Here is a 25,145-nt window from a genome sequence, read left to right on the forward strand (position 1 = left end):
CAATATATAGTCTGCTTCAACGCCAAATTCGATTATGCATACATATGTAATTCACCACTAAGAACGACCATTCATAGTTTATAAATATAAACACCACGTACATTAGTTTACAATTGTATAACATATGTAAATCATACTTGCCTTAGCAGCTTATGCGGGTAGGAAATCATAAGTTTATGCTTGCTGCTTTCTTTCAGGAGTCACGCTTCATTACTGGACCCTGGCCATTATTGCTGCATACTGATGTTGCGCTTCAACTCTCGTTTCAAGAGGCGCTGGTAAGTTTGCTCCATAAACAGTAAGCCCCGGGCTCCTGATCTCAGGAGCCCGGGGCTTACTGTTAGTGCGTTATTTGGAGAGGCTAGTTAAAGTATTCTTTAGCCAGCGCTTTATCATGGCCGTAGATGTCATCGCGGAAGTTGACCTTGCCGTTCTCATCAACCCACGCGGTAAAATACACCAGGTACACTGGCAGTTTCTCAGGAAGTGTGATATACTTCTCCCGGCGTCCAGCAATGGTGTCGAGGATGGCGGTTCGGTCCCAGCCTGACTTATTACGCAACAGGTATTCAGCTAGCTTGATAGGCTCTGCTACACGCACGCAGCCATGGCTGAAGCCTCGCTTGCTCTGGCTAAAAAGCTCATCGTGGGGAGTATCATGCAGGTAGATGTCGTTCGAGTTCGGGAAGATAAACTTCACATCACCCAAGTCATTCTTGGGGCCCGGACGACGACGCAAGGTGTACTTCCAAGTCTTTTCCGTTACGTTGGCCCAGTCTACGCTACTAGGGTTGATGGGGGTAGCTTTAGCCCCCCACCCTTTTACTACTTCCATGTCAAGCCGATCGAGGGTGCCTTGGGCATTAGCTACCAATTTCGGGCGTAGTTCTTTATCGATGATGCTAAAGGGAACATTCCAGTAAGGCGCTAGCACCACATACTCTACCTTATCGCTGAAGACTGGCGTTGCGTTCAGCGTTTTGCCTACAATCACACGCATGTTGAAGGCCTCTTTGCCATCCTCAACCACATGCAGAGTATAGTCGGGAATGTTTACGAGCAGGTAGCTAGGTTCAAATTTCTTAGGAATCCAACGCCACCGCTCCATATTCAGTACAATCTGATCAATGCGCTGCGAGAGTGGAATGTTCAGCAAACGGAGCGTTTCACCACCTACAACGCCATCTGGCGTTAGCCCATTCTGCTGTTGAAACTCCTTTACAGCCGCTACCAGCTCGGCATCATATGGCTGAGAAGCGGCCGCCGTAGCAGTTGCCGACTGAGAGGCATCACCCGTCTTGTTTGATACATTTTGAACGGGAGTAGCGGCCGGCTGTGGTGTAGCGGCACTAGGGCCTAGCAAGCGAGTACGCAGAGCCGCCACTGCCGGTGAACTTGCCCCGGGCTTGAGCTTGGTACCAGCCGGAATGGTAGGCCAGCCACCATTCCGCTGCAGAGTACGGTACTCAGCCAACGCTTTTTTCAGGCGGTCATACTCGGGGTGCAAGGGCTCAAACTCATAGTAAGGATACGTGCTCTCACGCTCCTTCAAAATCGTCATGAGGGCCTTGTGCAGCTTAATCTTATTGCGTTTTACGTTCCAGTCAATGCTCTTAACCTGACGCGGATTAACTGTACCCCGATAAAAGTCAGAGGCCCAGTTAAAGTAAGTGCTTGACAAGGCTACATCAATTTCCTTCTCCAGGGCATTACGCTTGGTTGAGTCAGACTGGGCTTCTTTCAATGAGGCGAAAAGCGTTGGGAAGTCCTTGACTTGATACTCTTTAGGATCTAGACCTTCTTCTCCGGCTTTATTAATAACGCCAAGCATTGTTTGGGCCTGAGGAACCAATTCATGGTTACGAAACCAGCCCAAGCGAAAATCACGCTCTTTGTAAAACTTCTTAGCCCATTCAATCTGGTCCTTGAATTTGGGCTCGGCGCTCATGTACTTTTCAATGTACACGCTATCAAGCTTGGGCTGAGGGCCGCCAACCTTCGTGAGGCCCATGGGCAATGCCTCCTTAATCTGGGCTTTTTGGTCTTGGCTGCACGATATGGTAGACGTGAGCAACAACAGCCCAAAGAGCCAGCAGCAGAAGGTGGTAAAAAAAGAAAATTTGGGTGTATCGTTCATGCGGAGGGAGAGAAAATAAAACGTTGACTAGGAGGACTACCAGCTATCAGGCAAAAAGCCTTCCAACTTACACTCCAAGCCTATGGTGTTTTACTGGTTTCCGTGACGTTGAGTTGCCACAGAAGCAGTTCTTCTCTACTGTTGCAAGGTAGCATTTTTCGATATACGCTGCCTTATTCGCACGTATTTACGCCAGGCAGTAGTAAGCTTAGCATACTGGAAAGAATACTAATTGCCGACCTTGCCCTTAGAGGATCGTATAGGTGAAAGTGTACCTTAGCCAATATCCGTGCCTTCGGTTAATGCCCAAAGCTTTACTTTTTTCCTTTCTGGCTGGGCCAGTTTTCTTTCGCTCTGTTTATGTCTAACCCCATCGCCCCCTCAATTTCCTCCGCCTCCACCGACCCGCACAGCTTTGCTCAGCCCCAGGACGTAAGCGTTCATCATTTAGCGCTAAACCTTACTGTTGATTTTGACGCTCGAGTGCTGGCTGGCCATGCCACATGGCAACTGGCCAACTCAACGGGCGCAACCGAGCTTTTGCTGGATGCCCGCTCCTTACAAATTGAGGAAGTACTGTTAGGTGGCCTAGAGGGAGAGCCTACCTCATTCACGCTGGGTAGTGAAGATGCGGTGCTAGGCCAGCCGCTTCGAATTGTGCTTGAGCCCGGCACTGAGGCCGTTACCATCCGGTACCGGACCACACCCGGAGCGGCGGCCCTGCAATGGCTGACACCCGAGCAGACGGCCGGCCGGGAGCATCCGTTCCTGTTTACCCAGTCGCAGGCTATTCTGGCCCGCACCTGGATACCGTGTCAGGACTCGCCGGGGGTACGCTTCACGTATGAAGCCCAGGTGCAGGTGCCCGCAGAACTGTTGGCCCTGATGAGTGCCGAGAACCCGCAGCAGCGCTCTGCCACGGGCACCTATCACTTTCGGATGGATCAACCCATTCCGGCCTATCTAATGGCCTTGGCCGTGGGCAACCTTGAGTTTCAAGCGCTCAGCCCCCGGACCGGCGTATACGCCGAGCCTGCGACGCTGCCAACTGCCACCAGCGAGTTTGCCGATCTGGAGAATATGGTGGTTGCTGCCGAAGACTTATATGGTCCTTACCGCTGGGAGCGGTATGATTTACTGGTCTTGCCACCTTCATTTCCATTTGGCGGCATGGAAAACCCGCGTTTAACATTTGTAACTCCTACCATTTTGGCCGGCGACCGAAGCCTGACTAGTTTAGTGGCCCATGAGCTGGCCCATTCTTGGTCGGGTAACCTCGTTACCAATGCCACCTGGAATGACTTCTGGCTGAATGAAGGCTTCACGGTGTACTTCGAGCGGCGCATTATGGAGAAACTTTACGGTCGCCCCTACTCCGATATGTTGCAGGTACTAGGCCACACAGGGCTGCTACATACCATTGAAGAGCTTGGCCCTGACAGCCCTGATACGCACCTGCACCTAGCCCTAGCCGGCCGTGACCCCGACGAGAGCCTGAACGAAATTGCCTATGAGAAGGGAGACTACCTTCTGCTTACCCTTGAGCACTTGGTAGGGCGCGAAGAGCTAGACACCTTTATAAAGGAGTACTTCGCTCGGCACAGTTTCCAGAGCATGGACACCGATTCGTTTGTGGCCTACCTGCGCCGCGAGTTACTTGATAAACATCCGGGCTTGGAAGAGCAGGTGCAGCTTGATGCCTGGATTAACGGCCCTGGCATTCCGGCCGTGGCTCCGCCGGTTTCATCGGCGCGGTTTGTGGCGGTAGAGCAGGCCCTGGGCCAGTGGCAAGCCGGAGCGGCGGCGGCTAGCTTGGCCACGGCGGAGTGGAGCAGCCATGAGTGGGTGCACTTCCTGCATGGCCTACCTCCTGCCCTGCCCGCTGTAAAGCTTGCTGAACTGGATGCTGCCTTTGGCTTTACCCAATCTGGCAACTCGGAAATACTAGCGGCTTGGTTCCCGCACACTATTGCGGCGGGTTACTCAGCGGCTGATGCGGCGCTACATAACTTCCTCACGCACGTGGGCCGGCGCAAATTTTTGGTTCCGCTCTACAAAGCCCTGCTGGCTACCCCAGGAGGGGCAGCACGGGCCCGGCAGATTTACACCGAAGCCCGCCCAAACTACCATGCGGTAGCCAGCGTCACCTTCGACGCGCTTTTGGGTAAGCCGACCGAATGAATTCTGCCGTACGATGAGCAATAGTAGTATTGCCGCAGCAAACGTTGTTCATTTAAGAACTTAGTCAGTTGGAGAACCAGAGCAGCTGTCTGCTGGTTTAATTCTCTTACTGGCTTAGCGCTGGCTCGAAGCTTGCTTGCTTCGAGTGGGCCTTTTCCCATTTTGTTAGTTAAGCTACCCTTCGAATTGAAAAAAATAAAACCGCTCGGTAAGCTGATTGCCATTGGAGGCAATGAAGACAAGGGCACTTACCCTAACCCGCGCACGAAAAAAAAATACTACCTCAACTTTTTTGAGCTAGGCATACTCAAGCGCGTCATTCTAGAATCGGGCAAAGCTGATCCACGGATTGAAGTAGTCACTACCGCTTCCATGATTCCGGAAGAAGTAGCACGCATTTACGTGTCGTCGTTTGCCATGCTCAATTGCCACAATGTGGGCATCATGGACATTCGGGTGCCCGAGGATGCGCTGCAGCCAGAGTATGTTGAGCGACTGAAGGTGGCTGATGTAGTAATGTTCTCGGGTGGTAACCAGTCGCGCCTCACAGAAATGTTTGGTGGCACTGAATTTCTGCGCACTCTAAAGGAGCGCTATCAGAAGCAGCCCAACTTTGTGATTGCCGGCACTAGTGCCGGGGCCATGGCCATGTCGCATACCATGATTAAGGGAGGCAGTGTGCCAGATGCCCTCATGAAGGGTGCCGTGAAAATGGGCACTGGCCTAGGCTTGATTGATTGCGTGGTAATTGATTCGCACTTTGTAAAGCGCGGCCGCTTCGGGCGGTTGATTGAAGCGGTGGCATTGCACCCCAAACTGATTGGCATTGGGCTTGGTGAAGATACCGGCGTGCTTATTACCGAAGGACACCTGATGGAAACCATTGGCTCTAACCTCGTCATCATTATGGATGGCCATAAGCTGGAGCACAACAACGCGGCCGCGGCCCCAAAGGGCACGGCCATCTCCATCGAGAATATGCTGCTCCATGCCTTGGTAAAGGGCAATATTTACGACGTAACCGAGCGTGAATTCTATCCGAACATCAACCTACGCCTGCAAGCTGCCGAGTCGGTGGCCCTAACGGCTGGTCAGGATGCCAACGAGCCAGCACCTGCCAACTAGCGCCACCACCAAGTAAAAAAGTGCAGCCTCTCCTACAAAGAGAGGCTGCACTTTTTTACTTGGTAAATGAGGCAGAAAAGGTCTTTTATAACACATAATTCTTATGGCAGCATAATCAGGTCTTATTTTCTGAATACCAGGCAATTACCTAGCTTTTCTAATTTAGCAGCTACTCCTTATATATATAGGCGCAAAAAAGATGCTCAAAGTTAGTCCTTATAGATGCCAATGTAAGGTACCCCATCGGAGGAGCTTAGGCTCGCCCGGTACATACCTTCGGAGTTGAATGGCAGAGCAATGTTGCCGGCCGCATCAACGGCTACCAGGCCCCCTTCGCCCCCTATTGGCGCAAGCTTTTCATGCACTACAATGCGGCAGGCTTCTGCCAGGCTCAAGCCCCGGTATTCCATGAGGCAGCTGATGTCGTGGGCTACTACTGCGCGGAGGAAGAACTCACCGTGACCTGTGCAGCTGATGGCGCAGGTGCGGTTGTCGGCGAAAGTACCGGCGCCAATAATGGGTGAGTCGCCGATGCGGGAGTAACGTTTGTTGGTCATGCCCCCAGTGCTGGTGGCAGCCGCCAGGTTACCGTGCTGGTCGCGTGCTACAGCCCCAACCGTTCCCATTTTCCTTTTAGGATCTTCTTCAAACGCTATGGGCTCTTCTAACGGCGAAGGCGTTGGCTCCGGCTGGGCCTGACTATGGTCGAGGCGCATTCGACCTTCGAGCAGTGCTTCCTGCAGTTGATCGTAGCGGTGCTGGGTGAAAAAGTATTCAACCGGCTGGGTAGGTAGGCCATGCTGGCGGGCCAGCTCATCAGCACCGGGGTGAGCAAGAAGTACGTGGTCGGTTTGTTCCATCACCAGCCGTGCGGCCCTAATGGGGTTTTGCACGGTACGCACGCCGGTTACGGCGCCAGCCTCCCGGTTGCGGCCATCCATAATGGCGGCGTCCATTTCGTGATGCCCTTCGTGGGTAAACACTGCTCCTTTCCCCGCATTAAACAATGGGCAGTCTTCGAGGCTGCGCACTGTTAACTCCACCGCATCAAGAGCGGGCCCGCCTTGCCGCAGCACGGCGTAGCCAATTTCCAGGGCTTCGCGGAGAGCCTGTAGGTATTGCTGCTCCTGCCCCGAGGTCATCAGTTGCCGGGTAATAGTGCCGGCGCCTCCGTGCAGAGCTAGCGAAAAGGGTATATTCATCAGAAAAAACTATTTCGAAAAAAGCCAAAATACAAGGTAAAGGTACGCAGGTAAATGCCCCCAGAAGGGGGTGGCCAACTTAGCCTAACCGCGTTTTTTTTCGTACGTTTGAATTACTGTTTTAACATCCCCAAACATATTTTTTTCCTATGGCTTACGAAGCTACCGGCCGCCTGCACGAGATATTCGACGAACAGCAGGTGAGCGAAAAATTCCGCAAGCGCGAATTCGTGCTGGAAGTCGTAGACGGCCAGTATCCTGAGCATATCAAGTTTCAATTGGTGCAGGACAAAACCGCCCTCATCGACCCATACAAAGTAGGTGACGAGGTTAAAATCTCTTTCAACCTGCGTGGTCGTGGTTTCAACAAGAACGGTCAGATGCTGTACTTCACCAACCTCGAGGCATGGCGCATTGAGGCTGGCACCGGTGGTGGCGCTGCTCCTCAAGGTGGTGGCAACTTCCAGCAGGCCGCCCCTCGTGCTGCTGCTCCCGCTGCCAACTCAAACCCCAACCTGCGCGCTTCGGCCGCTCCTATCGCCTCCGACGACGACAACGACCTGCCCTTCTAAGCAGCGTTGCCTTGCTAGGCCACCCTTCAAAAGCCGCCTCCGGAAATGGGGCGGCTTTTTTGTGGTCTATCAGAAACCCTTACCTATCCCGTTCAATTAGCTAGAGTACAATCAGCCCAGCTGAACTACTATAGTTAACCCCATTAATCGGCGGGAGTACCGCTTATATTTTGCCAAGCTTTTCCCTGCCCAACACATAGTACTATTTAAATTAGCCTGCACGTGAGCCTCACTACTCTTTCCAAAGATCTTCTTACGCTCACCCTTTTAATACTATTGCACGTAAGTCAGGCCAGCTTCCAATCGTTTTAGATTTCGTAGGCCAGTACACCCCTTCAACTTTGCCCTTTACCTTTGCCGCGTATGGCGTTATCTTCTTCTCTTGCCGGTAAAATTGCACTTATTACGGGTGGCACAAGTGGCATTGGGCTAGTTACGGCACGTGAGTTAGCACGCCAGGGCGCTACTGTGGTCTTGGTGGGCCGCGACGCGGACAAGGCCGAGCGGGCACGCGCTTCCATCCAAACCGCCGTAGGACCCGAGGCACTGGTACAGGTAAAGTGCTATGACCTGTCGTTGCTCCGAAATGTGCGGGCGCTGGCCGAGGAAATGCAGCAGGAGCACAGCCAATTAGATATTTTGGTAAATAACGCGGGTATTATGCCCGGCGTGCTCCACATCACCGACGAAGGAAATGAGCTTAGCTGGGCCACTAATCATTTAGCGCCCTACGCCTTAACTAACCTCCTGCTTCCGCTTCTGGATGCGGCTGGTAAAGCCCGAGTAGTTACAGTGTCGTCGATAGCGCATTGGGTAGGTGAGATTGAACCCTCCCGTGAAACCCGTAACTCACCCGACAAGTACAGCTGGCTCACCGCTTACGCCGATTCTAAACTAGCTAATATCCTATTTACCAAAGAACTGGCCTACCGCCTGGACTTAACGGGCATTACCGCCAACTGCCTCCACCCCGGCATGGTAGATACCGGCCTGATCCGCACCGATACATCGCCGGTAATGAAGGGCTTGTGGTGGGCAGCTCGCCCCCTGATGATTTCTCCGGAGCAGGGTGCCCAAACTACTCTCTATTTGGCTACCTCCCCGGATGTGGCCAACGTTAGTGGGCGGTATTTTTCAAATCGGCAGCCTGCCCGCTGCTCCAGCCGCGCCGACAGCCCCATTGAGGCCAGCCGTTTGTGGAAGATTTCGGCTGAGGAAACCGGGATTGAGTAAGAAAACTTGCTGCGCAATGGGTTCTAGGCCACTCTTGTAATCTTTCCTGGATGGTGAGTTGCCTTTGCTTGCGCGTGACTTTTTGGGGCGTCCCGCGTTTAGGTACTAGCGACTGGCCTAGGCTACTTTTCAGGGCTGGCGCTGTTAGGCTATGACTGACTTACAGGAATTGATACGGCAGGGCGAAGGAGAGCGGCTGGAGTTTAAGAAGCGAACAACCCATCCTCACCGCATCTCGCGCACCCTTTCCTCACTGGCTAACACCCACGGTGGCCGTGTGCTGGTGGGCGTGGAAGATAATGGCCGGATTGTGGGCGTGCGCGACGCAGCAGAAGAAATATACCAACTACGCGAAGCCGCCGCCCACTACATTGACCCACCCTTAACGAGCCTGCGGTTTCGGGAAGTGGAAGAAGATGGCCGCGTGGTGGTGGTGGTTACGGTGCCGGAGAGCCCCGAGAAACCCCACCGCGCCCAGGTAGCCCCCGACGATTGGCGCTCTTACGTGCGCGTGCGCGATGAGAGTGTACAAACCAGCCAGCTCACAGAGAAAGTGTTGGAGCGCCATGATACTACCCCGATGTTTGAGCGCATTCCCCTAAACAAAGAGGAACTGGCGGTGCTGGAATACCTGCGCAAGCACCCGCGCATAACGCTGGGCCAGTACATGAAGCTGCTCAACATTGGGCAGCGCCGTGCCTACCGTACCCTGATTAAGCTCACCCTGCACGGCTACATCAAGCACCACGACAAAGAAAAAGAGGTGTATTATACGCTCTGAGCGGGCTCGAGCAAGTCCCACTGATTGCCATACAAATCAGCGAATACTAGCACCTTACCATACGGCTCTGTTACCGGGGGGCGCACTATAGTTACGCCCTGGGCCTGTAGTTGCGCATAGTCGCGGGCCACATCATCGGTGTAGAGGAATAGGGCCACGCGGCCGCCCGTCTGGTTGCCAACGCACTTGGCTTGTGCGGGCGTTGCGGCCCGGGCCAGCAGCAGCTCAGCACCGGCCAACCCATGCGGAGCTACCCGCACCCACCGTTTCTCCGGGCTGAGCACGGTATCTTCTAGCAGCCGGAAGCCTAGCTTTTGCGTGTAAAAGGCAATGGCTTCATCGTAGTCAGCTATTACCAGGGTAACGAGTGCAATTCTCTGGTTCACGGCAATGGAGCAGCAATGGTATAACGCAAAACAGCCGGCTTCACTAACGCGAGCCGGCCGTTTCAGGTACTTCTCAAAAGGCCAGCTTAGTCTTGCTGGCGGGCTTTCAGGGCTTTCTTTTCTTCTTTGGCAGCCTTCTTCTCCTTGGTGGTTTTGGTAGGCTCTTTCTTCTTTTCCTTGCGGGGTTCTTGCGCTTTAGCCATGATGAGTAGTTGTTGGAGGGAATGGATGCACCCTTAACGCAGCGGCGTGGAGAGGTGTTGTTTGCAAGTACGCTATTTGACTAGCATAGATAGGTATCTATCCTGCAAAATATGTACATGGTGCGCCTCATGCCCTGGCAGAATATAGGCCAGTGCCCGCACGCTTGTTGGGCTATTACTAGCAGTACCCTTCCGCTCAAAGGCCTCTGGCTCAAATGATTCAAACAAACTCAGCGTAGCTGCCCGCACCGTATCATACTCGTGCAGAATACTTTCCATGGTCCGCGCATCGGCGCCGGAGGCTGGCACGTAGTCGTCCTGCTCAAAACCGGGTAGTGGCTGCTGGTCGCCGCGCGCAATGCGCAGGGCGCGGTAGGCAAATATGCGCTCAGTGTCTATCATGTGCACCAGCATTTCCTTGATGCTCCATTTGCCCGGGGCGTAGCGCAGCAGGCCCTGCTCCTCAGTGAAGTCGGCAAGCAACTCCTTCAGCAGCAAGGGCTGCTCATGCAACTGCTGAAGAGGGTTGTGGCCGGCAGGAATGTTCTTAATGTACAGGTCATAGTACGGAGCGTACTCGCCGGCAGCAGGTCGGGTGGTTAGGTGGCTCATGAGGCGAAGCTACAAGAAAGCCGTAATTTCCACCGCTTTTGCTCTTATTAGGTAAACGTTGTTCATGCATCCAGTTAAATGCCTGCTTCGCTCTATATTTTGGCTTTCAAGCAGCTGGGTTCTGCTGCACCTTCTTATCACTACCGCTGATGGGCTCCTGGATACTACTGAGCCAGCCGATTGCTTAGTGGTATTGGGCAATACGGTTAATGCTGATGGCAGCCTCTCAGCCCGGCTCCAAGCCCGGCTTGATAAGGCATTAGAACTCTACAAGGCTGGAGTCAGCCCACTGATTTTCGTGAGTGGTGGCCTAGGCAAAGAAGGGCACTATGAAGGCACTGCCATGCAACGGTATTTAGTAGCCAAAGGCGTACCTTCAATGGCTATTGTAGTAGATAATGCTGGCAATAACACCCTAGCAACGGCACGTAATTTTGCGCGAATTGCCCACGCCAGAAACTTGAGCTCGGCGCTGGTTGTGACGCAGTTCTTCCACGTGACCCGCACAAAGCTTCTGCTCCGCCAACAAGGGATTGCTACAGTAGAGGGCGCTCATGCTGAATATGTTGAATGGCGCGACGTTTATGCCTTGCTCCGGGAGTTTTTTGCCTACTATGCCTACCGGCTGGCGTAGCACTGCTTAACCTGGCAACGTAGGGCGAGAGGGCCGCGTACACGGGGCATATTCCAACCTACTTTTCCTATGGCCAATCTCGTCGAAAAAGGACTTTCGATTTCTAAAAATGCGCTGTTTAGCGTCTTCCTGAACCGTGCTGGCAAACTGCTGGGCCGCCCCTTCAAGGTAATAATGGTGCTGAATGAAGTTGCCAATAAGCTCTCCAGTAAAGAAAGCGGCGACAACAAGTTCAAGCAGCTCTTTAGCGTAGCCTTCACCGTGGTGCGGCTGGTACGCAACTACGTGAGCGGCACCTACCGCCAAGTAGATACCGGCACTATTGTCTCGGCACTGGGCGTACTGCTATATACCCTTTCTCCCGTTGACTTGGTACCCGATTTTATCCCCGTTGTGGGCTTCCTGGATGACTTAGCTCTGATTAGCTGGTTTGTAGAGAAATTCCAGGGCGAAATAACCAGATTCCGGGAGTGGGAAGAAACGCACGCCGGTGAGGAAACCGACGACATTCCAGCGGCTTCTCCTGCGCCCGCGGCCTCCAAGACCAACGCCCAGAACGCGGCCGCAGTAGCCGAGCTAGGCCACTCTTAACGCCTTTCAGTTGGCCGGCTGGCCTGCGCAAAGCGGGTGTATTCAGCGGCCCTCTGTTCAATGCCCACCCGGCTTCGGGTGGGCATTGGCATGTACGCACTACTGCGCTCAAGCTACGGTGCGCCGCTTGCACGGCTGGGCTTACAAGCAGCTAGTTTGCTATTTTTACGTCTTCCTCTTTTGCTAGGCCACCCTTTATCTTCATTTCTATGACCCGAATTCCCCGGCTGGTATTGCTGGCTCTTACGCTATTTACCCTCCTGCCCCAGGCCCGCGCCGACGAAGGCATGTGGCTGCCGCTGCTGCTCAAGCAGCTCAATGAGGCCGACATGCAAAAGAAAGGCCTCAAGCTCACGGCCGAGCAAATCTACAGCATCAACCAAGGCAGCCTGAAAGATGCCGTGGTACAGTTTGGCGGCGGTTGCACCGGCGAAATCATCTCCGATCAGGGCCTACTACTCACCAACCACCACTGTGGCTACAGCCAAATTCAGAGCCACTCTTCCGTAGAGAACGACTACCTCACGAAGGGCTATTGGGCCATGACGCGCGAGCAGGAACTGCCCAATCCTGGCCTTACCGCCACCTTCATTGTGCGCATGGAGGATGTCACGCAGCAGGTGCTTACCGGCGTGCCCGCCACCAATATCCTGGAGGCGGAGCGCGAACAATTAGTACAGGCCAACAGCCAGCGCGTGGCCCGGGCGGCCGTGCAGGGCACCAACTACCAGGCCTTTGTGCGGCCCATGTTCAGCGGCAACGAGTACTACCTGTTTGTGACGGAAGTATTCCAGGACATTCGGTTGGTGGGTGCACCGCCGAGCAGCATCGGTAAATTTGGCGGCGACACCGACAACTGGGCCTGGCCCCGCCACACCGGCGACTTCAGCATTTTCCGCATTTATGCTGGCCCCGATAACAAACCCGCGCCCTACTCGCCCGAGAACCAGCCCTTTAAGCCCCGCCACCACCTACCCATTTCCCTGAGCGGCGTGCAGCCCGGCGACTTTACCCTGGTCTTCGGGTTTCCCGGCCGCACCAATGAGTACCTTACCTCCTGGGGTGTAGATGAGGTGTACTCCCTCTCTAACCCGGCCAAAATCAAAGTACGCGACGCCAAGCTGCGCATTCTGGATACTGATATGAAGGCTTCGGACAAAGTGCGCATTCAGTACGCGGCCAAGTACGCCAGCATTGCCAACTACTGGAAGAAGTGGATTGGCGAGACCCGCGGCCTAAAGAAGCTCGACGCCGTAACGCGCAAGCAGGAGCAAGAGGCCCAGTTTCAGAAGTGGGCCGAGAGTGGTGATGAGGCCCGCAAAGCTGCCTACGCCCCATTGCTGCCGCAGTTCCAGAAAAGCTACGCCGCCGTGCGCGACTACACTCTGGCCCGTGATTACGTGACCGAAGCCGCCTTGGGTATAGAGTTGATGCTCTACGCCAACAGCCTACTTCCCGCCCTTGACCTGACCGATAAAAAAGCTTCAGCCGAAGAAATGGCCACGGCCATTGAGAAGCTGAAAAAAGGCGCCCCCGGATTCTTCCGCAACTACAATGCGGCTACTGACCAGAAAGTAGCGGCAGCCTTGTTACCTCTGTACGCCAACGGCACGCCAGCAGCCCTGCTCCCCGCCTACGTGAAGAACCTGCAGAAGCAGTATGCCACCACGGGTGGCTGGAACGCCTACGCAGAACAGCTCTACGGTAAGTCGCGCCTGACCTCACTGGAAAGCGCCTTGAAAGTGCTGGACGAAGTAGCCAAAGGCAACGCGCAAGGCTTGCGCCAAGACCCAGCCATTCAGCTGGCTCAATCCATTGTAAACACATACCGCCAGCAGGTACTCCCCACTTATAACGCGGCTACCGACAATATTGCCCTGCTTCAGCGCACGTACGTGGCAGGCCTGCGCCAACAGCAAACCGACCGCAAATTCTACCCCGACGCCAACTCTACCCTGCGAGTGGCCTACGGACAAGTAGCTGGCTATGAGCCCGCCGACGGCACGAAGTATGACTTTTATACCACCCTCGATGGTATCATGGAAAAGGCCGACCCCACTAACCCCGAGTTTGAGGTACCCGCTCGCCTGGCCGAGCTGTACAAGAACAAGGACTACGGCCCCTATGCCTACAAAGGCTCAGTACCGGTGGCGTTTATTGCCACTAACCATACCACCGGTGGCAACTCCGGCTCGCCCGTTATCAATGGCAGTGGGGAGCTGATTGGCATCAACTTCGACCGTAACTGGGAAGGCACCATGTCGGATATTATGTTCGACCCCGACCGCGTGCGTAACATTACGCTGGATGTGCGCTACATGCTCTTCGTGGTGGATAAGTACGCCGGCGCTGGCCACCTGGTAAAGGAAATGACCCTGGTTGGTGGCCCGAAAGAGGCTGACCCGGCCGGGAAGAAGCTGGAGAAGATTAAAGTAAAGCGCAAGCCTGCTAAGCAGAAAGCGTAGTAGCACTTACTTAAGCTGCAATGCCCGTCGGAAAACCTATCTTCCGGCGGGCATTTCTATTTTATATGGCTGTATGAGCCTCACATACTTATACCCAGATCTAAAACAGATCAGCCGGAAGCTCACTGAGTCCGGGAGCTCAGTAACTTTTCACTATTCTTACTCCGAAATACGGCTCTGCTGGAACCCGCTCACGCCAGAACAAAAGCAGCTAGGCCTGCTATTTCTCGGTGTGTTTATCAGCTTATTTATAGGAGTAAGTGTATACAACGAGGAATACCTGATGTTGCTTCTGTTGATAATTATGGGGTTAGTAGTGTGGTTCGATGAGCGCCGAAAAAAAAAGGATATGCAAGAATTACGCCTGCAAAACGATGTAAGAATAGATAGCATAGCCCAACATATTCTAGTTAAACATCTGAATAACAGCTACCGCCAGCAAGTTACCAAGGAGCAATTGATACTATTTAATACTATAAGGGCGGTAAAGGTGCAAGCGTCAGGATATGCTGGTATTCTGTACTTAGAGTTGGCAGATGCAAGCAAGCTGTTTCTTCTGGAAGTGGAAGCGGAGAATATTGCTCAGCAAATGGCCTATGTTCTACGACGGGTAATCGGGCTACCCGAACCTGCGCGCCGGGCGTGGTGGCAATTCTGACAAGCGACACTATCTTGTGTCGCATCATTTTCTCAACGCACCAACTATGCGCATTTTCGGGGCCTCTGCGATATTCTCGCTAGTTCTATTTTCACACTTGTCGCTAGGCCAGTCGACGCCCTCAACAACTTTCCCTACTCAGCTGCTACTCCGTCCCGCGGCCGTTTTCGATGGCGAAACCCTGCACCTGGGCTGGGCCGTGCTGGTGGAAAACGACAAGATCAAAGCCGTAGGCCCCTCTGCCCAACTCGCGGCCCCTGCCGGCGCCCGCACTTTAGAGCTACCGGGCCTCACGCTGTTGCCGGGCCTTATTGAGGGGCACAGCCACATGCTGCTCCACCCCTACAACGAAACACCCTGGAACGACCAGGTGCTGCAGGAGTCACAGGCGTTGCGGGTGGCCCGCGCTACGGCCCATGCCCGCCGCACCCTGGAGGCCGGCTTTACCACGGCTCGGGACTTAGGCAGCGAGGGCGCCGGCTTCGCCGATGTAGGTCTCAAGCAAGCGATAGACCAGAATATAATTCCTGGGCCTAGATTGCTGGTAGCCACGCGGGCGTTGGTTGCCACGGGTAGCTATGGCCCCAAACTATCCACTGATGTAGATGTGCCCCAGGGTGCCCAGGAAGCCGACGGTGTAGATGACATCATTCGGGCGGTGCGGGAGCAAATAGGAAAGGGCGCCGACATTATAAAAGTGTATGCCGACTACCGCTGGGGTGCCAACGAACCCAGCCGCGCTACCTTCTCTCAAGACGAGCTCAACCTAATTGTGCAAACGGCCCGCAGTGCCGGTAGGCCAGTAGTGGCCCACGCTAGCACGCCCGAAGGCATGCGCCGCGCAACTCTGGCTGGCGTGCAAACCATTGAACACGGCGACGGCGGCACCCCGGAAGTGTTTAAACTGATGAAGCAGCGCGGCGTGGCCCTCTGCCCCACTGTGGCAGCCGGCGATGCAATTTCGCAGTACCGTGGCTGGCACAAGGGCCAAGACCCCGTACCCGAACGCATTCAGCAGAAGCGCCAGAGCGTAAAGGCTGCTTTGCAAAGCGGGGTAGAAATTGCTGTGGGCGGCGATGTAGGAGTATTTACGCACGGAGAGAATGTACGCGAAGCTGTGTTGCTTGCGCAGGAGTATGGCATGAGCCCTTTACAGGTGCTGCGCGCCGTTACGAGCGGTAATGCTCACGCCTTCCAACTCCCTGATCGTGGCCGCATTCAGCCGGGCCTGCTCGCTGATTTGATGGCCGTTTCCGGCGACCCAACCCAGGATATAACCACCTTGCGCCAAGTACGCTTGGTAGTGAAAGGCGGCGTAATTGTGAAGCAGTAATCTGCTAGCTCCTTACTAGGCAGTCTGATACACCAACTTTTTAGTCCACATCAGCCTACCGCAGCAAGTCCCTCATCACGTCTGACCGAGTGGCACTAGGCCAGTCGTTCTAACAAGATGAGGGCCCTGCTGCGGTAGGCTGATGTGGTTTTGTAGCGTAGAACCTGCTTATCTAAGCTGGATTTTCTATTACATCCATCGAATTCAGCTAACACATAGAGGATGCTTAGCTGCCTAGTAAGCCATTGTTAACCTGGCCTTTCAACGCCTAATGCTTGCAGCTGATCAGCGTACTTATCATAAATGACTCGCAAATCAGCACCGTGCTTGTCGGCGTCTACTCCAATGCTCACGTTGTTGGTGTGAAAGCGGTGCAAGTGGCTAATGTGAGGGCAAATAACGGGCAAGTGGCCCGCTAGCAGGAACCGTACGTACAGGTCCAAGTCTTCTGCCATTTCAATTTCCTCGTCGTAGCCCCCTACTTCGTCAAACAGTGCGCGGCTATAGCAGACATTACCCTGTATGAAGTGCTCAGCCCTGAAAATAGCGCGGAGCATATCGGCTGGGGAGTCAAACTTCCAAGCATAATAATCTTCATTGGGCAGATAACGGCGTTCTTCATCAACCCGCAGAAAGTCGGCCACAAACCAAGGCTGCTCACTATGTTGCTGTATCTCGGCGGCATAGTGGTAGAGGGCCCGCTGCAGAAGCACGTCGTCATCGTCGAGCGGGACCAGCCACCCATCGGCGGGGGCATCTTTGCGGATTATCAAATTACGGGCGGGGCCGGGCAGTAGCTTGGTCGCCTGGGTGCGCACCCGCAGCGGCACGCCATCTTTCTCTGCTTCCGAGCGAAGCCACTCCGCGGTGTTATCGGTGCTGGCGTTTTCGCAAATCAGGTGTTCGAAGCTAAAGTCTAGCGGAGCCGAAACGCTGGCTCGCACGCTGGCTACTGTCTCGGGCAGAAACTGCAGCCGGTTGTAGGTGGGGGTAATAACGGAGAAGTGCATGAGGCTGTATTCTCAAATAGCCCTCAAAAAGTTACACTGGCAGGAATAGCTCAACTTTCCTGGCCGTAGGGCGTTTAGGCCTTAGTGAGATATTATGGCCAAATTTGTTGTTTCTTTTCGTTTGCCTGATGCCTTTGAGGAGGACTTCATTTCCCTCATTCCGCGTCACCGTGCCTATATCAACCGCCTGCTTGAGGAGAATGTAATTGAGGCCTACGCTATTAGCGCTGACCGTAGCCGTGGCTGGGTCACCATGAACGGGCAGCACGATGCGGCTGTTAGGTCAATAGTCGAACAATTCCCACTGTATCGTTATTTACGGGAAGTGGAGATTGATGAATTATTCATCTTCGACAGTGCCGCCAGTCGCTTTCCCAGAATAAGCCTTAACTAGGTCTGCGGGGTGGGGGTTGCTTCAGGCCGCTTTGCCGCAGGCTAGCTCCCTGCCCCAACCTTTCGCAGTACTTACCTATTTTGCTTCCGGCCCGGTTTGTGCACTGCGTTAGGCCACTTTCCACCCCTTCTTTATTTCGTTACGCTCTCCTATGAATTCTTTTTTTCGGCTCTCAGCCGCGGCAGCTGTTCTGGTATCCGTATCAGCAGCCGCCCCGGCTCCCAGCGAAAAGCTTACCACCGATCAGCTGATTACGAACTTAAGCTCGGCTATTAATAACCTCAAAACGCTGCGCTGCACGGTACGGGCTAAAGAGCGCATTGGCAACACGTACCAACCCGCCCAAACCGTCATGAAAATGGCGTTCAACCCGTATAAGGTATATCTGCGCAATCAGAAGGGCGTAGAAGTGCTTTGGGTGACCGGCCAGAATAATGGCGACGCGATGGTGTATCCCAACAGTTTTCCCTACGTCACGCTGAACCTGGATCCGCTGGGTTCCCTTATGCGCAAGAATCAGCATCATAGCGCCTTAGACGCCGGCTATGGCACCATTGCCGAGATGCTGCATGGCTCTAAAACCCGCCTCGACCACTCTTTCGAGAAGACCTTTCGCTACGATGGCGACACCACCATTGCCGGCCGACAGGCCTACATCCTGCGGGCCTCCTACCCGCAGTTCCGATATGTGGCCTACAAAACCACCAAGCCCGAAACGGTTACTGCTATCTCCGACAAGTTTGGTTGCGGCGAATACCGCATTCTGGAACGTAACGACCTAAGCGCTGGGGCTACGGTACCCGCTGGCCGCACCTTGCAAGTACCTAATGCCTATGGCCGCCGCGTAGTACTGTGCATTGATCAAAAGATGATGCTCCCATTAGTAGTGCAAGTACACGACGACAAGGGCCTGTATGAGAAGTTTGAGTTCTCTGACGTTATCCCCAACCAGCCTATTCCAGCAGCAGAGTTTACCAAGGACTTTAAAGGCTACAAATTTTAAAGCCCCTGCTATGCTTAAAAGCAAAAGACGCCCGGGTTGTACCTGGGCGTCTTTTGCTTTTAGAGTAACCTGCTTATAGCCGTGATTTAGCGGCGCATGGTTCGCTCGATTTCGTCCCACATAGGCGCAGGGATGGCTTCGAGCTTGTTAAACTCGCCGGCTCCGTTGAGCCACTCACCGCCGTCGAGGGTTACTACCTCGCCGTTCATATAAGCTGCGAAATCTGACACCATATAGGCGGCCAGATTGGCTAGCTCCTGATGGTCGCCCACGCGTTTGAGGGGCACACTGGCGGCGGGGTCAAGCTTAGCCGCCAGGGCATCGGGGAACAAGCGGCTCCAAGCGCCTTCCGTTGGGAACGGCCCAGGGGCTATGGCGTTTGAGCGGATACCATACTTAGCCCACTCAACGGCCAGAGAACGAGTAAGGGCCAACACGCCGGCTTTAGCCGCCGCCGAAGGCACGACATAAGCCGAGCCAACCGATGCGTAGGTAGTCACAATATTCAGGATGGTACCGGGCTTTTTGTCGGCAATCCAGCGCTTGCCAAAAGCCAGGGTGCAGTTGTATGAGCCCTTCAATACGATATCCACAATCACATCAAACGCCTTGTGACTCAAGCGTTCGGTGGGACTAATGAAGTTACCGGCCGCATTGTTGAGCAACACATCAACACCGCCGTAGGTGTCAATGGTGGTTTGCAGCAGGGCTTCCACCTCATTATACTTACGTACGTCGCACTGCACGGCTAGCACCTGCCCGCCAGTTTGCTGGCGTAGCTCCTCCGCAGTGGCTTCCAGCACGTCCAGCTTACGGGAGCTGATGACCACGTTGGCACCAAGCTGCAGGAAATAGGTGGTCATGGCGCGGCCTAAGCCAGTACCGCCACCCGTCACGACAATGGTTTTACCCTGTAGGGCATTATCGCGCAGCATAGGCTGGGCGTAAGGATGGCTGGAAGACATAAGAAGACTTGGTGGGAAGTTGGGGAAGTTGAAAACAAGCCGTAGATACTACCGCTCCTCAAATAAACCAGTTATTCGGGTAACTGTCCCTTCAGCTACAATGCGGTTGCCCTCTACACAGTAAAAGGAGGTACCGGGGCGCACTTGCTTTTGATGCACTCTTATGCGGGTTTCTGGTACGATGCAGTACATGCGAGCAAAGAGCCATTCACCAATTGTTACAGGCATTTCCCGCCAAGAGTCGCCGGTTTCAGGGTAGTAAAAGTCAGGGTAAAGCATAAAACACACCTTAGAATTTTCGCCCGTTGCGTACCGGAAATCCCAGCGTATCCCATTATAAGGAGGATAATTACGCCCCCCTTCCTCCTCGGTCAAAATTCGAATGCGAGCTTCAAAGTCGTCTCTACGATCGTCATATAATCGATAGGAAGTAGTCATAGTGCCAGTATTGATTTTTCGAAGTGACACAAAATAGAGCATCTTCCTTTGCAAAGGACACCTCTTGTGTAAGAAAGATTTTTTGCCACCTTTACCCCCACATGACCAACACCACTGCCTCCTTCCGCTCTCCTTCATTGCCAACTGTTGCCGTTCTGGGTTGCGGCTGGCTGGGCCTGCCGTTGGCTCGCGCCTTGGTTGAGGAGGGCTACCGGGTGCATGGTTCTACTACCACTCCCCTGCAGCTTCTTACGCTGCGGGATGCCGGTATCCGGCCCTTTTTACTGCGTCTTAGCACTAAGCTCTCCCCCATCGACGCCGATACCCTAAGCGCGATGTTGCAGGAGGTAGACATTCTGGTGCTTAACATTCCTCCTTCGCGGGCCGCCGGTTCAGCCGAGGCCTACCCCGAGCTGCTCCAGCCAGTGGTGGCCGCTGCCAAGCAAGCTGGTGTGCAGCACATCCTGTACGTAAGCACCACGGGCGTGTACCCCGATGAGCCCCGCGCCATGCGCGAAACAGATGCCCAAGCCGCCGCCGACGCCGCTGCCCCTCTGCTGCGCGCCGAAGCACTTTTTCCGGCTCCCGACCACACGGTGGTACGCTTAGGTGGCCTACTAGGGCCAGGCCGGGCTGCGGGCCGATTTTTAGCAGGTCGCCACGACCTGCCCCAGGGCGATGCCCCCGTTAACCTTATTCATCTTGATGATTGTGTAGGCCTGCTTTGCCACATTATTGAGCTGGAAATCTGGGGGCATACCTTTAATGCCTGCGCAGCTCATCACCCTCCGCGCCGTGAGTTTTACCCTCAGGCCGCCGCCCGGCTAGGCCTGCAGCCGCCCACCTTTCTGCCAGAGTCGGCGGGCGGTAAGCTCATTGATAGCACCTTGGTGCGGAAGCTCACGGGCTACACGTTCCAGCACGATGATGTGCTGGCCACTCTCGGCTAGGCCACTCCTGCCCAGTTGATTCGTTTAGTCAGCACTGGATAATTTTCTTCCTTTCAGGGCAGTAAAACAGCTGGCTAGATGGTACTCGCGTGGGGGCATCGTACCTTTGCAGCGTGAAAGCAGAGAAGAAAACAGTAGCCGTTATTGGGGGTGGAGCAGCGGGATTTTTTGGGGCTATAACCTGCGCCGAAACTAACCCGCAGCTGCGAGTGCTCCTGATTGAGAAGACCGGCAAGCTGCTGAGCAAAGTGCGCATTTCGGGCGGCGGCCGCTGCAACGTAACGCACGCGGCCGATACGCCCGCCCAACTCGTGCAGCATTATCCGCGGGGCCAGAAGCAGCTTAAAGAGCCCTTCAAGCAATTTGGGGCCATTGATACGGTGCGCTGGTTTGAGCGCCGCGGTGTGCGGCTTAAAACTGAGCCCGATGGCCGCATGTTTCCCACCACCGATTCATCTGAAACCATTGCCCAGTGCCTGTTGGACGCCGCTCATCGCGCCGGCGTACAAATTTTGCTGCACACCCAGGCAGAGCACATTGAGCCCCTACCCGAAGGAGGCTTTCGTCTGACTATAACTGGCCCGCATGCCCAAACTCTAGATGTGGCTCGCCTGCTCATTGCTACGGGTGGCGCACCTAAAGCAGACCAATATGCGTGGCTGCGGCAGCTAGGCCACTCTATTCAGGAGCCCGTGCCTAGCTTGTTCACTTTCAACGTGCCCAACTCGCCCCTGCGCGAACTGCCCGGCGTAAGCGTGCCGCAGGCCCGCGTGCGCGTAGCGGGTGAGAAGCTGGAGTACGAAGGCCCGGTTCTGGTAACGCACTGGGGGCTAAGTGGCCCGGCTGTGCTGAAGCTCTCTGCTTGGGGCGCCCGCCGCCTGCACGAGCTAGGCTACCAAAGCACGGCCCTGGTTAACTGGATTCCGCAACACACAGAGGAAAGCCTACGGCAGTGGCTGCTGGAGTTTCGGGAGCAGAACGGCAAGAAAGGCGTGGTGAATAACCCTTTGTTTGGGCTACCCCAACGCCTGTGGCGCACTTTAGCTGAACAGGCCGGCATTGGTGCGGAAACGCGCTGGAATGAGTTGCCAACTAAATTACAGAACCGCTTAATAGAGGGTTTGCTGCGTACGGCCCTGCCCGTGCGAGGCAAGACCACTTACAAGGACGAGTTTGTTACCTGCGGGGGTATTCTGCTCAGCGAAGTAAACATGCAGACTATGGAAAGCCGCCGCGTACCTGGCCTACATTTCGCCGGTGAGGTATTGGATATCGACGGTATCACGGGCGGCTTCAACTTTCAGGCTGCCTGGACCACCGGCTTCTTGGCCGGCCGCGCTATGGGAGCAGTGGAGTAGTGGTGAAATTGTGAGGTGGTAAAGGTGTACACTGCTGTTGCCAGCAACGCACCCGTAGTACACCGTAGTTAGTGCTTGTTTTTCACTGTGCTGAGTCACCTAAATCGAAAAGCCCTTACCTCCTGCATGGCAGTAAGGGGTTTTGAATAAATCAGAGATGGTAGAGGCCTAAGAAAGAATTAGCTCCGTTGTCCTGCGAGTGCGCTGTCGGGCCTCCTCCCTATGACGCGTCACCTAGTCGCTTAATTGGTATCTCGCAACCCTGGTTGAGGTTTAGGAGTAAAGGAAGTCACAACTATTCCTTTCCTAAACACCAAAACTGCTCTCCTCATGGACTCTAAAGCACTCCAAGCCGGTCTGAACGAACTTCTCGAAACTCTGAAAGACGGCCAGCGTGGTTACGCTGAAGCATTGACTGACGTAGAAGATGCTGACCTGAAGCAAGTATTCAAGAAGTATGCGGCTCAGCGCTCTGAGTATATCACGGAGCTGGAAGACCAGATGCACAAGCTGAACTTGCATCCAGAAGAGGAATCTTCAATCACGGGTACAGTACACCGGGCTTTTATCAACCTGAAAGGCCTTGTTACGGGTAAAGACCGTCATAGCATCCTGGCCGAATGTGAGCGTGGTGAAGACTACGCTAAGAAAGCCTACGAAACGGCCCAGAAACTCCAGGATCTGCCAGGTGGTTTGAAGTCGCTGATCGAAAAGCAAGCCGCTGGCATTAAGCAGGGCCACGACGAAATTCGCAACCTGCGCGATGCTGCCAAATAGTACACTAGCATTCCGCTAAGCCCGCAGCCTGTTAAAGCAGCAAGAGCTTATCGGAATTGCTACCTACTTCACAGCAAACAAAAAGGCCACTCAACTGAGTGGCCTTTTTGTTTGCTAGTACCTCGCTATGTAGCGAGACTTATCATACGAGACTATTCGTCGCCGCCGTCGCGCTTGCCTTTGTAGCCACCGCCGTAGCTGCCGCCACCCCGGTTACCACCGTAGCTGCCCCCGCCGCGGTTACCACCGTAGCTGCCCCCGCCGCGGTTGCCACCAAAGCCGCCTTCCCGACGGTCGCCGCCGTAGCTGCCGCCACGATTACCGTAGCTGTTGCCACCTTCCCGACGGTCGCCGTAGGAGCCACCACGGTTGCCACCGTAGCCGCCCTCGCGACGCTCACCACCACCGAAGCCCCCTGGGCCCCGACGAGGACGGTCGCCACCGAAGCCACCGCGGTTGCCACCTTCCTGCTGCGCATCACCTTCCTGGCGAGGAGTAGCAATGTTAAAGGCTACCGGACGACCCTGAATGGTGCTGCGGCCCAACTGGCTGATTACTTCTTCAACAAACTCGTTCGGGATTTCCACGAAGCTGAATTTGTCGTACAGGGCGATGTCGCCTACTTTACCAGCGGAAAGGCTGGTGTTCTCGGCAATCAGGTCTACAATGTCGCGGGGATGCAGACGGTCCTTCTTGCCCATGGTAACGAAGAGGCGCGTAAAGCCGGCACGGGCAGCACCTTGGGTGCGGCTGGCGTCGAGGCTTTCCTGAGCGCGCTTGTCCTCCTTCATGGTCATCTTGAGCAGGGCCGCAGCTACGTCCAGCGACGTTACGGCATCTTCCTGGTCCTGATCAATGAGGCGCTGTACGCGTGCAATGTACTTATCAAGGTTACCCTTATCAATCACCTCCTTAATAGAGTTGAGCATGAGGGTAGTTTTCACCTCCGACACATCTTCGAAGGACGGCACGCGCTCCTGCTTGATGGTGGCCTTGGTGAAGCGCATGATGTCGCGCAGCTTATAGATGTCGCGGCCACTCACGAAGGTGAAGGCTTTGCCCTGCTTACCAGCGCGGCCAGTACGGCCAATGCGGTGCACGTAGTATTCTTCGTCGGCGGGCAGGTCGTAGTTTACTACTACTTCCACATTATCCACGTCGATGCCGCGGGCAGCAACGTCGGTAGCAACGAGGATTTCCAGCGTGCCTTTGCGGAATTTATCCAGCGTGTTCTGGCGCTGCTGCTGGCCCATGTCGCCGTGCAGACCTTCGGCGAAGTAGCCTTTGGCTTGCAGGTCGCCCACAATCTCGTCAACCATGCGCTTCGTGTTAGCGAAGACGATGCCCGACTTGATGTTATACATGTCGATGAGGCGCGTCAAAACATCTTTCTTCTGCGGGCCACGTACCTCAAAGTAGCTCTGCTCGATGTTGGTAACCGTCATTTCCTGATGGTTTACCTTCACAATCTGCGGATCCTTCTGGTAGCGCTTGGTCATCTCCATGATCGGCTTGCTCATGGTAGCCGAGAAGAACACCGTCTGGCGCTCCTCAGGCATCTTTTTCAACACCGTCTCGATGTCGTCGCGGAAGCCCATGTCCAGCATTTCGTCAGCCTCATCGAGGATGATCATTTTGCAGTTGTCGAGCTTCAGCGTACCACGCTCAATGTGGTCCATTACACGGCCAGGGGTACCAATTACAATTTGCACGCCGCGCTCCAGGGCCCGGAACTGACGATCGTAAGAAGAGCCACCGTAGATTGGCACAACGGCCAAGCCACGCTTGTATTTACCGAGCTTCTGGATTTCGCCAGAAACCTGTACAGCCAGCTCACGGGTTGGGCAAAGCACCAGGGCCTGGACCTCACGCGAGTCGGTATTGATTAATTCAATAGCTGGGATAGAGAAGGCGGCAGTTTTGCCGGTACCCGTCTGGGCCTGGCCAATTACATCGCGGCCAGCAAGCAGCACGGGAATGGCGCCAGCCTGGATAGGCGAGGCTTCCTCGTAGCCTACCTCAGTAATAGCGCGTTGCATTTCTTCAGAGAGGGTCAGCTCACTGAACTTCATTTTTTCCGTTTCGTTTTCCATTTCTGTTTTGATGGAGTGGAGTCAATAGCTCTGAAAACAGCGGA

At 54.6% G+C, this 25,145-nt stretch carries 22 protein-coding genes and 1 pseudogene; 15 read left to right on the top strand and 8 right to left on the bottom strand.

From position 1 onward, the window contains the following. Positions 1-361: 361 nt before the first annotated feature. A complete protein-coding gene (locus tag HMJ29_RS18715; RefSeq protein WP_171592914.1) occupies positions 362-2,137 on the bottom strand; it encodes a L,D-transpeptidase family protein in 1,776 nt (591 codons plus the stop codon). 360 nt (positions 2,138-2,497) lie between these two features. Here HMJ29_RS18715 and HMJ29_RS18720 point away from each other — a divergent pair, with 360 nt between their 5' ends. Both HMJ29_RS18720 and HMJ29_RS18725 read left to right on the top strand, forming a co-directional pair. After that, positions 2,498-4,318 (top strand): M1 family metallopeptidase, encoded by a 1,821-nt coding sequence (locus HMJ29_RS18720; protein WP_171592915.1) that lies wholly within the window; start codon positions 2,498-2,500, stop codon positions 4,316-4,318. Between the two features lie 186 nt (positions 4,319-4,504). Continuing rightward, positions 4,505-5,443, top strand: coding sequence for a cyanophycinase (locus HMJ29_RS18725; RefSeq protein ID WP_171592916.1), 939 nt, complete (start codon positions 4,505-4,507; stop codon positions 5,441-5,443). A 209-nt stretch (positions 5,444-5,652) separates the two neighbouring features. On the opposite strand, the gene HMJ29_RS18730 is transcribed toward HMJ29_RS18725, so the two are convergent. Continuing rightward, the gene (locus tag HMJ29_RS18730; RefSeq protein WP_171592917.1) at positions 5,653-6,645 is read right to left on the bottom strand and encodes an isoaspartyl peptidase/L-asparaginase family protein; all 993 of its coding nucleotides are present in this window, start codon (positions 6,643-6,645) and stop codon (positions 5,653-5,655) included. Positions 6,646-6,794: 149 nt separating this feature from the next. Here HMJ29_RS18730 and HMJ29_RS18735 point away from each other — a divergent pair, with 149 nt between their 5' ends. From HMJ29_RS18735 to HMJ29_RS18745, 3 genes are all read left to right on the top strand, one after another. Beyond that, the gene (locus HMJ29_RS18735) at positions 6,795-7,217 is read left to right on the top strand and encodes a DUF3127 domain-containing protein (RefSeq protein WP_171592918.1); all 423 of its coding nucleotides are present in this window, start codon (positions 6,795-6,797) and stop codon (positions 7,215-7,217) included. Positions 7,218-7,580: 363 nt separating this feature from the next. Continuing rightward, complete coding sequence (locus HMJ29_RS18740; protein WP_171592919.1) at positions 7,581-8,450, top strand: SDR family oxidoreductase; 870 nt, start codon at positions 7,581-7,583, stop codon at positions 8,448-8,450. 151 nt (positions 8,451-8,601) lie between these two features. Next, entirely contained in the window at positions 8,602-9,231 is a 630-nt protein-coding gene (locus tag HMJ29_RS18745; protein ID WP_171592920.1) for an AlbA family DNA-binding domain-containing protein, read from the top strand. Here the strand turns inward: HMJ29_RS18745 and HMJ29_RS18750 are convergent. Together HMJ29_RS18750 and HMJ29_RS18755 are read right to left on the bottom strand one after the other, a co-directional pair. Then, a complete protein-coding gene (locus tag HMJ29_RS18750) occupies positions 9,219-9,617 on the bottom strand; it encodes a VOC family protein (RefSeq protein ID WP_171592921.1) in 399 nt (132 codons plus the stop codon). The two genes, HMJ29_RS18745 and HMJ29_RS18750, sit on opposite strands and share 13 nt — an antisense overlap. Positions 9,618-9,892: 275 nt before the next feature. Beyond that, positions 9,893-10,432, bottom strand: coding sequence for a DinB family protein (locus HMJ29_RS18755; protein ID WP_171592922.1), 540 nt, complete (start codon positions 10,430-10,432; stop codon positions 9,893-9,895). Positions 10,433-10,496: 64 nt separating this feature from the next. On the opposite strand from HMJ29_RS18755, the gene HMJ29_RS18760 reads away from it, so the two are divergent. The 5 genes and pseudogenes from HMJ29_RS18760 (at position 10,497) to HMJ29_RS18780 (ending at position 16,113) form a co-directional block, all read left to right on the top strand. Beyond that, positions 10,497-11,066: a YdcF family protein gene (locus HMJ29_RS18760; protein ID WP_171592923.1), complete on the top strand. Its 570-nt coding sequence runs from the start codon at positions 10,497-10,499 to the stop codon at positions 11,064-11,066. Positions 11,067-11,390: 324 nt separating this feature from the next. Next, positions 11,391-11,489: pseudogene (locus HMJ29_RS20790) on the top strand (YkvA family protein); the annotation flags it as partial. A gap of 377 nt (positions 11,490-11,866) precedes the next feature. Continuing rightward, positions 11,867-14,122 carry a S46 family peptidase gene (locus tag HMJ29_RS18770; RefSeq protein ID WP_171592925.1) on the top strand — a complete coding sequence of 752 codons (2,256 nt, stop codon included), beginning with the start codon at positions 11,867-11,869 and terminating at the stop codon, positions 14,120-14,122. Between the two features lie 73 nt (positions 14,123-14,195). Further along, the gene (locus HMJ29_RS18775) at positions 14,196-14,780 is read left to right on the top strand and encodes a hypothetical protein (RefSeq protein ID WP_171592926.1); all 585 of its coding nucleotides are present in this window, start codon (positions 14,196-14,198) and stop codon (positions 14,778-14,780) included. Positions 14,781-14,826: 46 nt separating this feature from the next. Further along, entirely contained in the window at positions 14,827-16,113 is a 1,287-nt protein-coding gene (locus HMJ29_RS18780; protein WP_171593412.1) for a metal-dependent hydrolase family protein, read from the top strand. A 248-nt stretch (positions 16,114-16,361) separates the two neighbouring features. On the opposite strand, the gene HMJ29_RS18785 is transcribed toward HMJ29_RS18780, so the two are convergent. Further along, positions 16,362-17,123, bottom strand: a complete 762-nt coding sequence (locus HMJ29_RS18785; protein WP_171592927.1) for a glycosyltransferase — start codon at positions 17,121-17,123, stop codon at positions 16,362-16,364. 94 nt (positions 17,124-17,217) lie between these two features. On the opposite strand from HMJ29_RS18785, the gene HMJ29_RS18790 reads away from it, so the two are divergent. Continuing rightward, on the top strand, positions 17,218-17,517 hold the full coding sequence (locus HMJ29_RS18790) for a hypothetical protein (RefSeq protein WP_171592928.1): 300 nt from the start codon (positions 17,218-17,220) through the stop codon (positions 17,515-17,517). Positions 17,518-17,668: 151 nt separating this feature from the next. Beyond that, on the top strand, positions 17,669-18,520 hold the full coding sequence (locus tag HMJ29_RS18795; RefSeq protein ID WP_171592929.1) for a LysM peptidoglycan-binding domain-containing protein: 852 nt from the start codon (positions 17,669-17,671) through the stop codon (positions 18,518-18,520). An 86-nt stretch (positions 18,521-18,606) separates the two neighbouring features. On the opposite strand, the gene HMJ29_RS18800 is transcribed toward HMJ29_RS18795, so the two are convergent. Then, on the bottom strand, positions 18,607-19,485 hold the full coding sequence (locus HMJ29_RS18800) for an SDR family oxidoreductase (protein ID WP_171592930.1): 879 nt from the start codon (positions 19,483-19,485) through the stop codon (positions 18,607-18,609). Positions 19,486-19,533: 48 nt separating this feature from the next. Next, positions 19,534-19,923, bottom strand: a complete 390-nt coding sequence (locus HMJ29_RS18805) for a hypothetical protein (protein ID WP_171592931.1) — start codon at positions 19,921-19,923, stop codon at positions 19,534-19,536. A 101-nt stretch (positions 19,924-20,024) separates the two neighbouring features. On the opposite strand from HMJ29_RS18805, the gene HMJ29_RS18810 reads away from it, so the two are divergent. The 3 genes from HMJ29_RS18810 to HMJ29_RS18820 all read left to right on the top strand — a co-directional run bounded on the left by HMJ29_RS18810 (position 20,025) and on the right by HMJ29_RS18820 (position 23,008). After that, positions 20,025-20,873, top strand: coding sequence for an NAD(P)H-binding protein (locus HMJ29_RS18810; protein ID WP_171592932.1), 849 nt, complete (start codon positions 20,025-20,027; stop codon positions 20,871-20,873). 113 nt (positions 20,874-20,986) lie between these two features. Further along, a complete protein-coding gene (locus tag HMJ29_RS18815) occupies positions 20,987-22,231 on the top strand; it encodes a BaiN/RdsA family NAD(P)/FAD-dependent oxidoreductase (protein WP_244679035.1) in 1,245 nt (414 codons plus the stop codon). 330 nt (positions 22,232-22,561) lie between these two features. Beyond that, complete coding sequence (locus HMJ29_RS18820; protein ID WP_171592933.1) at positions 22,562-23,008, top strand: PA2169 family four-helix-bundle protein; 447 nt, start codon at positions 22,562-22,564, stop codon at positions 23,006-23,008. Between the two features lie 152 nt (positions 23,009-23,160). Here HMJ29_RS18820 and HMJ29_RS18825 read toward each other — a convergent pair whose 3' ends face one another. Continuing rightward, positions 23,161-25,101 (bottom strand): DEAD/DEAH box helicase, encoded by a 1,941-nt coding sequence (locus HMJ29_RS18825; RefSeq protein WP_171592934.1) that lies wholly within the window; start codon positions 25,099-25,101, stop codon positions 23,161-23,163. Between the last annotated feature and the right edge of the window lie 44 nt (positions 25,102-25,145).

The organism is Hymenobacter taeanensis, from assembly GCF_013137895.1.
In the GTDB taxonomy this organism is placed as follows: Bacteria; Bacteroidota; Bacteroidia; order Cytophagales; family Hymenobacteraceae; genus Hymenobacter; species Hymenobacter taeanensis.